The organism is Mycobacterium angelicum, assembly GCF_002086155.1.
GTDB classification, from domain to species: domain Bacteria; phylum Actinomycetota; class Actinomycetes; order Mycobacteriales; family Mycobacteriaceae; genus Mycobacterium; species Mycobacterium angelicum.
This window is the reverse complement of sequence record NZ_MVHE01000117.1, coordinates 1-8,281: the sequence shown is the minus strand read 5'-3', so window position 1 is coordinate 8,281 and position 8,281 is coordinate 1. Positions and strand designations below refer to the sequence as shown.

Annotated in this window: 3 protein-coding genes; 2 read left to right on the top strand and 1 reads right to left on the bottom strand. The window is 73.8% G+C overall.

Annotated features, from left to right (window positions below; translation table 11 throughout):
* The first annotated feature begins 3 nt into the window (after positions 1-3).
* Entirely contained in the window at positions 4-4,011 is a 4,008-nt protein-coding gene (locus tag BST12_RS34425; protein ID WP_425437424.1) for a PE family protein, read from the top strand.
* Between the two features lie 7 nt (positions 4,012-4,018).
* Here the strand turns inward: BST12_RS34425 and BST12_RS27935 are convergent, their stop codons facing one another.
* Positions 4,019-7,426, bottom strand: coding sequence for a TM0106 family RecB-like putative nuclease (locus BST12_RS27935; protein ID WP_083116433.1), 3,408 nt, complete (start codon positions 7,424-7,426; stop codon positions 4,019-4,021).
* A 228-nt stretch (positions 7,427-7,654) separates the two neighbouring features.
* Here BST12_RS27935 and BST12_RS27930 point away from each other — a divergent pair.
* The coding region (locus BST12_RS27930) for a PE family protein (RefSeq protein WP_139802001.1) at positions 7,655-8,281 on the top strand (627 nt) is incomplete at its 3' end.

The window sequence follows — 8,281 nt, the reverse complement described above, 5'->3', positions numbered from 1 at the left end:
GGTATGGGCGGCCGGGGTGGTACCGGCGCCGACGGCACGACACCCTTCGGCGCCGGCTACGACGGCGGTAAAGGTGGCCAGGGCGGCGTCGGCGGTGCCGGCGGCAACTCCGCCGCCGGAGGTTTCAACGGCAGTGGCGGCCAGGGTGGTGAAGGCGGCCAGGGCGGCATCGGCGGCACCGGCTACACCGATCACGGCGCCAACGACGCCGGCGCCGGAGGCATCGGCGGCAAGGGCGGCGATGGTGGTGCCGGCGGCGCGGCAGGCACCGGTGGCCGGGTCAATAGCGGCTTTGCCGGCAATGCCGGCAACGGCGGCACCGGTGGAATTGGCGGCACCGGTGGTGCCGCCACGCAATCGGGCAACACCGCCGGCGCCGGCGGTCAGGGCGGCGCCGGCGGTCAAGGCGGCGCGGGCGGCAGTGGTGTCGCACCCTTCAACAGCGGCATGACGGGCGGCCTGGGCGGCAGCGGCGGCACCGGCGGTCAGGGCGGCAGCGCCGTCGCGGGGGCGACCAACGGCAGCGGCGGCAAGGGCGGCACCGGCGGGGCGGGCGGTCAAGGCGGTCAGGGCTATGCCGACGACGGCAACAACGACGCCGGCCAAGGCGGCACCGGGGGCCAGGGCGGCCAGGGCGGCCAGGGCGGCATGACCGGTTTCGGCGGCACCGGCGGGAGCGTCGGCGCCGCGGGCGACGGCGGCGTGGGCGGCCACGGCGGCCAGGGTGGTGCCACCACCTTCACCGGTCACACCGGCGGTCGCGGCGGCGGCGGCGGTGCCGGCGGTTTCGGTGGCGTCGGCGCCGCGGCCACCAGCGCGGCCGGCGGTGCCTCCGCGGGCGGGCAGGGCGGCCAGGGCGGCGTCGGCGGCGACGGCGGCAGCGCGGCGGCCGATGCATTCAACGGCGTCGGCGGCACGGGCGGTCAAGGTGGCCAGGGCGGCAGCGGTGGCTTCGGCTTCAACGACAGCGGCTCGGGCAACGCCGGCATGGGCGGTGGCGGTGGTAACGGCGGCCAGGGCGGCCAGGGCGGCATCGGCGGTCAGGGTGGCCAGGGTGCGTTCGGAACCAGTAACCCCGGCGGCACCGGCGGCCAGGGCGGAAGCGGGGGCCAGGGCGGTACTACCAGCGGCGGGGTCAACGGCGACGGCGGCGTCGGCGGCCGCGGCGGCACCGGGGGCACCGGCGGCTTCGGCTTCACCGACGACGGTGTCAACCCGGCCGGCGATGGCGGCACCGGCGGCACCGGCGGCACCGGCGGTGCTGGTGGCGCGGCCGGCACCGGCGGGACCGGCGGCGTAGCCGGCGGCCTGGGGGTCGGCGGCGACGGCGGCGCGGGTGGTCAAGGCGGCAACACCTCCATCGCGGGTCACACCGCAGGCAAGGGCGGCCAGGGCGGCCAGGGTGGCGATGGCGTGAACGCCGGCACCGGCGCCGACGGCGGCCAAGGCGGCCAGGGCGGTGCCGGCGGCCAGGGTGGCAATGCCGTAGTGGGCGCGACCAACGGCAGCGGCGGGCAGGGCGGCAAGGGTGGTGCCGGCGGCGCCGGTGGCACCGGTGTGACCGACAACGGCAACATCCCCAGCAACACCGGCGGCACCGGCGGCCGCGGCGGCCAGGGCGGTCAGGGCGGTCAGGGCGGCGCGGTAGGTATCGGCGGCGATACCGGCACACCGACGGTGGGTGCCGCGGGCACCGGCGGTCAGGGCGGTCAGGGCGGCCAGGGCGGGGCAACCACCGTTACCGGCCACACCGGCGGCCTCGGTGGTCAAGGCGGCACGGGCGGCCAGGGTGGTACCGGCGCCGACAGCAACACGCCGTCGGTCACCGGATTCGACGGCGGCCTAGGCGGCAAGGGCGGGACCGGCGGTATCGGCGGCGCCGCCGTCGCCGGCGGAATCAACGGCAGCGGGGGCCAAGGGGGCACCGGCGGCCAGGGCGGCACGGGTGGCGCCGGTTCCCCCGACACCGGCAGCAACAACGCCGGGACCGGCGGAACCGGCGGCAAGGGCGGCGAAGGTGGGGCCGGGGGCGGGATCGGCCACGGCGGCACCGGCGGCACCGAGGGCGGCGGCGGCGTGGGTGGCCGAGGCGGCGACGGCGGGCATGGTGGCGTCGGCGCGAGCTGGCTATCCGTCAAAGCCGGCGGCGACGGCGGCACCGGCGGCCAGGGTGGCCTCGGCGGAAACGGCGGCACCACCAACGGCGGAATCAACGGCAGCGGCGGGCAGGGCGGCACCGGTGGCTTTGGCGGCAGCGGCGGCTTCGGCGGCTCTGAGGACGTCAGCAACCCGGCCATGCCCGGCGGCACCGGCGGCACCGGCGGCACCGGCGGTGGCGGCGGGGCGATCGGCACGGGCGGCACCGGTGGCGTCATCGGCGGTGCGGGCACCGGTGGCACCGGCGGCCAGGGCGGCTCCGGTGGTAGCGCCTCGAGCGTCGGTGCTGTCGCTGCCGACGGCGGAAAGGGCGGCCAGGGTGGCCAAGGCGGCACCGGCCCCGACGCCACCACACCTGGTGGTAACGGCTTCGCCGGCGGCCAGGGCGGCGACGGCGGCCAGGGCGGCTCGGGCGGCACCACCTTCGCCTTCAACGCAAGCCCGGGCAACGGCGGTGCGGGCGGCGACGGCGGCGCCGGCGGCACCGGCGGCAAAGGCTTCGCCGACACCGGCACCGTTGCCGCCGGCGACGGTGGCACCGGTGGCCAGGGCGGCAGGGGTGGTTTCGGCGGCGCCGCCGGATTCGGCCTGCAGGGCACACCGGCATCCGCCGGCGACGGCGGCAACGGCGGCGACGGCGGCACCGGCGGCCAGGGTGGGGCCACCACCTTCGCCGGTCACACCGCCGGCGCGGGTGGTCAAGGCGGCGAGGGCGGCCAGGGCGGCCTGGGCAACACCGACTTCGCCAGCGGCACCAACCCCGGCGACGGCGGCCGCGGTGGCAATGGCGGCATCGGCGGCACCGGCGGCGACGCCGTGCCGAACGCCAACAATGGCAGCGGCGGGCAGGGCGGCTCCGGCGGGCGCGGCGGTGACGGCGGTGCTGGAAGCCCCGACAACGGGCCTTTCACCGCCACGGCCGGCGGCATCGGCGGTAACGGCGGCACCGGTGGGGCCGGCGGCGCGATCGGTACCGGTGGTGCCCTCGGTAGCGGAACACCGGGGTCCGGCGGCCTGGGCGGCGACGGCGGAGCGGGCGGCCAAGGCGGCTTCGTCAACGGTTCCGGGCATGTCGGCGGCAACGGCGGCCTCGGCGGCAATGGTGGCGCGGGCGGCGATGGTGCCACCGGCCCGGCGGGTGGCGTCGCCGGCAGCGGTGGCGGCGGCGGCCAGGGCGGCGCGGGCGGTATGGGCGGTCAAGCCTTCGGTCCGGGCGCGATCAACGGCAACGGCGGCCAGGGCGGTCTGGGTGGTGCCGGCGGCGGCGGCGGCCAGGGCTACAACGACGACGGCGCCGACAACGCCGGAACCGGCGGCCGCGGCGGCATCGGCGGCAGTGGCGGCAGGGGCGGGATGGCCGGGGCCAATCCCTCCGGTACCGGAGTCGTCGGCGCTGCGGGCGGTGGCGGCGACGGCGGTCAAGGTGGCCAGGGTGGCAGCGCCAGCCCCACGTCTATCGGGCACACCGCCGGTAAGGGCGGTCTCGGCGGCGACGGCGGCGTCGGCGGCCAGGGCGCCAACGGTCCGGTCGCCGGGAACGGTGCCCAAGGCGGACAAGGCGGCAAAGGTGGCGCCGGCGGTTCCAACGCCCACGGCACCGGTGGCACCGGCGGTCAGGGCGGTTTCGGCGGCGGCGGCGGCGCGGGCGGCATCGGCGCCGTCCTGGGCGGCAGCGGCGGTGCCGGTGGCACCGGCGGAACGGGCGGCACCGGCGGTGTCGGTTCCAGCGGGAAACCAGGCGGTGACGGTGTCGTGGGAGTCCCGGGCAAGCCGGGCAGCGGCGCCACCAACCCCCTCGGCGGCGCAGGCGGCAGCGGTGGCGCCGGTGGCACCGGCGGTGGCGGCTCGCTGTAGGGGCTGCCTACCCGGACGTCAGCGCGAGGAACGCACCCAGGTCCACCAAACCGGCGGGCGTGGCGGGCAGATACTCGGTCAACATCTCCGAGCGCACGATCACCGCCGCGTACTGCGCCCGGCTGATCGCGACGTTGAGCCGATTCCTGTTGAGCAGGAACGAGATTCCGCGTGGAACTTCGTCAACCGACGAGGCGGTCATCGAGATCAGCACGACGGGCGCCTGCCCACCCTGGAACTTGTCGACCGTTCCGACCCGTACCTCGCCGAGTGCGGCCGACCGCAACCGCTGACGCACTGTCACCACCTGGGCGTTGTAGGGCGCCAGCACCAGCACGTCGGATGCCGTCAACTGCCGGGCGCCGTGCTCGTCGGTCCATTGCCGGCCCAATAGGCGCCGGATCTCGGCGACAATAGCGTCGGCCTCCTGCGGGCTTTCGATCGAATTGCCTTGGTGGCGAACGGAAAGCACGTGCACACCGGGCTGGTATCCCTCGAGGCGGCGCGCGCAGGTCGTTTCGGCGTGCGAATGCAGCCGGCCCTCGTAGGACAGCGCCGAAACCGCGGCGCACACCTGCGGGTGCATCCGGTAGGAGACGTCGAGAAAATAGCCGCGCTCGTCGGGCAGCGTGCGCTGGCCGTCGACCAGCCACTCCAGCGCGGAGATGTCGACGGGTTCGGGGTGAGTGCCCTGGCTGACCTGGGGCAGTTGCTGCGGATCCCCCAGTAGCAACAGATTCGCCGCCGCCGGTGCTACGGCAATGGTGTTGGCCAGGCAGAACTGGCCGGCCTCGTCGATCACCAGCAGGTCCAGGCTGCCGGTAGGCACCCTGTTGCCGTTGGCGAAATCCCATGCGGTGCCCCCGATCACACACCCGGCGCCCTCGGCGATGAACGCCGCGTACCGATTCCCGTCGATCTCCTGCCAGCGGTTTGCACCCGTGGCGTGGTCGTGGCGCTTCTTGGCGACGCGCGCCGCATCCAGGCCCGCATCGATCACGCAGTCCAGCAGGTTCTCCACCGCCGCATGCGATTGCGCGACAACGCCTATGCGCCAATCGTGTTCGATGACCAACCCGTTGATCACCCGCGCGGCCGTATGTGTCTTGCCGGTTCCGGGCGGTCCGTGCACCGCCAAGTAGGACGAGTCCAGGTCGAGCACCGCCGCGGTGATATCGGCGACGATATCGGCGCCCCGCGGCAGCCCGCCGTTGCTGCGGGTGCGCGGATGGTGGCGGGTCAGTATGTCGGCCAGCGCGGTGCGGGGCAACGCCGGCAGCCCGGCCGCGACAGTGGCCGCCGTCGCCTCGATCGACTGGCGCAGCGTGGTCGTCGGTACCGGTGGACCCGGGGTGAGCGCGAACGGCAATTGGTCAAAGGTGTTGCCGTCGTTGCCGATTCGTTCGACGATGACGATCTCGGTGGGCAGGGCGGGGTCGTCGACCTCGACGACCACCGCACGCCCACAAGCCCGGCGATCGGGGTCGTCGGCCATGCCCGGCGGCGCCGGCGGCTCGTACAGCGCGAATACGTTGGTGTTGAGATCGCCCCGCGCCAAGTCACCGCGTAGCCGCAGCCGGCGCTGCGGCTTGTGTGCGCGGGGCGGGGTATGCCAGTCCGCGGCGACCGAAGCCTCGCGGACCACGAAAACGCCGGTGTTGTCCGACCATTCCTCGACGGGATAGTTCAGCCGGTCGAAATGGGTCCACCAGAACGGCTTGTCCTCGCGCTGGTGATAGCCGCGGGCGGCTGCCACCATGGCCACCGCCGTCTGCTCCGGGGTGCGGTCGGCGGCCGCGGCGTTGCCGGTGAAGGTTGACAGCGCCGACGCCAGCGCGTCCTGCTCGGCGATGGCCCCGCCGTCGGGAACCGGCTGGATGCCGACCGGTGTGACGCCGGCTTCCCAGGCCCGCAGCACCAGCCAGTCGCGCAGCGCGCGGGTGGACTGGCAGTCGTAGTGGTTGTAGTCCTCGATCTCCTTGAGCACCGTGGCGGCCTCGTCGCGGCGGCCTTCGGCGAGCAACTCGCAATAGCGGGCATAGGAGGTGATCGAGGCGGCGGCCGTCGTGACGTCACCCGAGCGCAACTGCGTGCCCATGTAGAGCGGCTCGAGTGCCTTCAGGCTGAACGACTCCGCGCCCACGCGAATGCTCTTGCGCACCAACGGATACAGGTCGACCAGGACACCGTTGCGCAGCAAGTCGTCGACCTCGTTCTCGCCGACACCATAGCGGCCGGCGAGCCGCAACAGTGCCGTCTTCTCATACGGCGCGTAGTGGTAGATGTGCATGTTCGGGTAGCGCCTGCGCCGCTTGGCGACCATGGCCAGAAAGTCGGTTAGCGCCTTGCGTTCCTCGACCCGGTCGTGTGCCCACAGCGGCCGGAAACCACCCGCCGCGTCCAGCACCCCGAACAGATACTCCAGGCCCCAGTCCTTGCCGCCGGCGGTCCACAGCGGATCGCCCTCGAAGTCGAAGAACAGGTCGCCGGCGTTGGGCTCCGGCAGCAGTGTCAGCGGCTGCGGCTCTGCGACCTCGAATCGCGGAGCACCGCTATCACGTTGCAACACTTGTAGTTTCGCCTGTGCGGTCAACCTGCCGACGGCGCTGGGCGCCAGGCCCGGCACCGCCCCGGTGTGGCCGGCGAGCTCACCGATGGTGGTGATGCCAGCGTCAATGAGCTTGTCCCGCTGGGTTATTCGCATGCCGGCGACCAGCAACAGGTCATCGCGTGTGCGCAGCTGCTCGGTGCACAGCGGGCAGCGGAAACACGCCCGCACGCCGTCGTCGTCCCAGCGCACCGCCGCGCCCGCGGCGTAATGGTCGTCGAGCAGGCGCTGCAGCAGTGCGCGCTGGGACCGGTACACCGGGATCAGGTCGGCGACGCGGTAGCGCACCACCGTCGCGTCGCCAAGCTCCAGCTCGGCCTCCGGCGCCACGGCCACGCCCGAAGCCGCCAGCGCGTCGGCGTAGGCCGCCAGCTGCAGCAGTGCGGTGACCTTGGGTGAGCGGGCCAGCTTGGTGTCGGCGACCCGGTACTGGGCACCGTCGCGGATGAGGAAGTCGGCGAACCCGACGAAGCGGCCGTCGAACAGCGCGGCCTGGTACACCACGGGCGCCTGGTCGGCGATGGCGCGCAGCGTCGCCCGCGCGGCGGCGGCCAGCCCGTCCGGGGTGTAGGCGGGACGCCCGATAATGGCGACCGCATCCCCGAATTCGTCCCGCAGCCGCGCGAGCCGCCGCCGTTCGTGCTCGGTGCCCAGTGCGACGGTGCGGGCGAATAACTCGTCCTCGGTCGTGACGGCCGGGCCCCGGCCCAGCTTCGCGTCGAAGTCCCGCAGCAGGGCGTACTCGCAGCGCGCGGCCGACGCCAGATCCGTTGCGCTGTAGACGATGCTGTCGCCGGTGACCAACACAGCCGCCACTGTAGGACAGGGGTCCGACAGCTGGCCGCGGCCGGTGGCGCCGGTCGCTTTCCGGCGCGCCCCAACCGATCAAAAAAATATGAAATTTGCGTAACTAAAGAATTTGAATTGAAAAAGCAAAATACGCCTGCGGATTTATTCATTCGACGGTATTCTGCGCGGCTCGCGCGAATACTGTCCTGAGGTCGGTCGGGCCGGCCCGAAGGATGGGAGCCGCAAATGTCCTCTTATGTGCTTGTCGCGCCGGACGCTTTTGCAACCGCATCAGGGGATTTGAGTGGCGTCGGGTGGGCAGTGCGGGCGGCTAATGCCGCGGCAGCGGGGTCGACGACGCAGTTGCTGGCCGCGGCCGGCGATGAGGTGTCGTCTGCCATCGCCAAGCTGTTCGGCACTTACGCCGAGGAGTATCAAGCGGTCAGCCTGCAGGCGACGGCGTTCCACAACCAGTTCCTGCATGCGTTGACCTCTAGTGGTGCCGCGTACGCGGCCGCCGAGGCCGCCAGCACGTCACCCCTGCAGACCGTGATCGACGATCTGCTCGGCTTGATCAATGCCCCCACCGAGCTGCTGTTCGGGCGGCCGCTGATCGGCAACGGCGCGGACGGCGCGGCGGGCACCGGGGCGCCCGGCGGTGCCGGCGGCATCTTGATCGGCAACGGTGGCGCCGGCGGGTCGGGTGCGGCCGGCCAGGCCGGTGGGGCCGGCGGCGACGCGGGCTTGTTCGGCTGGGGCGGCGCCGGCGGCGCCGGCGGCAGCGCCGTGCTGGCCGGCGGCGCGGGCGGGGCCGGCGGTGCCGGCGGGGCCGGCGGGTTCTTCGGCGGTAACGGCGGGCCGGGTGGCTCCGGT

Bases quoted from the DNA above. Each gene is read 5' to 3' on its own strand.
- BST12_RS34425 (WP_425437424.1), top strand. From the start codon at position 4: ATGGGCGGCCGGGGTGGTACCGGCGCCGACGGCACGACACCCTTCGGC.